This is a genomic window from Methanotorris formicicus Mc-S-70 (genome assembly GCF_000243455.1).
Taxonomy (GTDB): Archaea; AGJL01; Methanococci; order Methanococcales; family Methanococcaceae; genus Methanotorris; species Methanotorris formicicus.
Map to the genome: position 1 here is coordinate 1 of NZ_AGJL01000113.1, position 1,023 is coordinate 1,023.

The window sequence follows — 1,023 nt, forward strand, 5'->3', positions numbered from 1 at the left end:
TGTGCATACCTAATGCATATTCGGAGATACTGATTAAAAGATTGTGTGAAATAGGAAAAGAAAATCAACTAAAACCAAATTTAAGTGAAGTTGAACCATTTCAATATTTTTTAAATGGAGGGGAATTGATTTATGATGAATTAGATAAAAGGGATGGAAAATATACAAGAAGAGAAATTTTAAGTAGATACTTAATGTTAATGGTCGTCCTTGACCAAGGACCCGATATTGAAGGAGTTAGAAAATTGCTAAATATGGTTATAACTGAGCTTTACAGAGAAGAAGTAAGAATACTCCATAGACCGTTGGATTTTTTAAAGAGCTGGGTATCTCAATTGATACATTAATAGAACAACATGAATCAATAAAGAAAATCAGAGCAAAGATATGGGAAAATTTGAATAATTCAAAGTCATCGAATTACAATTTATTCTTTGCTCAATCACAGAGAGGTATTGTCTCTATTAAGCAGGTTTTGGACTATGCAATTCATAGATGGGGAACTCCATTAGCTATGTTTATGTTATTAGAGAAAGATTTAGAAAAAGAAAATAAACAGTCTGTTGAGCCATTCATTAAATATTTAGAAAAATATGATTCAGCTGAATTAATGACAGAAAAATTGAAAGAAGATGAAAGATATGGGTTAGGAAGTGCCATAGGAAATAAGGCATGTCATTTATTTGCTAAGTTGTATGTTAGTAGGTTAAATCTCAAAAAAAGAAATGATAGTGGCTGGACTGGGATTTCTTATGAAGTTCCATTTGATAGCAATGCAGGGAGGGTTTTATTTAGATGCGGATTTTTAACTAACTGACAGTGTGATTACGAGAATCCTTTCTTTATTAGCTCTTTACTGCACTCTTTAATCACTTCATAGGATGATAATCCATATTTGTGGCTTAAATATTCTATACAGTTTGATACCATTGCTATAAACCTAACAAACCCAATATTGCTCTTTTCAGACGTTAGGTAATTTCCCTCAACATCTAAAATCGATTTATCTCTTCTATGCTTTTC

At 31.3% G+C, this 1,023-nt stretch carries 3 protein-coding genes; 2 read left to right on the top strand and 1 reads right to left on the bottom strand.

Annotated elements, in window-relative coordinates; all coding sequences use genetic code 11:
* Positions 1 to 347: hypothetical protein (locus tag METFODRAFT_RS10985; RefSeq protein ID WP_007045437.1), on the top strand; the 347-nt coding region annotated here is incomplete at its 5' end.
* A 50-nt stretch (positions 348 to 397) separates the two neighbouring features.
* On the top strand, positions 398 to 817 hold the full coding sequence (locus METFODRAFT_RS09620; protein ID WP_007045438.1) for a hypothetical protein: 420 nt from the start codon (positions 398 to 400) through the stop codon (positions 815 to 817).
* Between the two features lie 8 nt (positions 818 to 825).
* Here the strand turns inward: METFODRAFT_RS09620 and METFODRAFT_RS09625 are convergent.
* Positions 826 to 1,023: hypothetical protein (locus tag METFODRAFT_RS09625; protein WP_007045439.1), on the bottom strand; the 198-nt coding region annotated here is incomplete at its 5' end.